At 43.5% G+C, this 200-nt stretch carries 1 protein-coding gene; it reads left to right on the top strand.

Annotated elements, in window-relative coordinates; genetic code table 11:
* Positions 1-129: ATP-binding protein (locus tag AB4589_RS25285; RefSeq protein WP_408063608.1), on the top strand; the 129-nt coding region annotated here is incomplete at its 5' end.
* Positions 130-200 lie beyond the last annotated feature (71 nt).

A 200-nucleotide genomic window follows, 5' to 3' on the forward strand; every position in this document is an offset into this window, starting at 1 on the left:
TTACTGGATAGGCTTCTTCATCACTCTCACATCGTACAAATCAGCGGAGAAAGCTACCGATTACGAGGAAAGAAGGCGGCTGGAACCATACCTACGGTTCTAGAAAATCTATCTGAAAGTAGAAGTTAATTACGTGGGTGGGTCAGTTTTACTTCGGCGATAACGTCGATAAGTGGGTCAATTTTAAACTGGCGTTGACA

The organism is Vibrio sp. 10N.222.49.A3, from assembly GCF_041475145.1.
Taxonomy (GTDB): Bacteria; Pseudomonadota; Gammaproteobacteria; order Enterobacterales; family Vibrionaceae; genus Vibrio; species Vibrio tasmaniensis_A.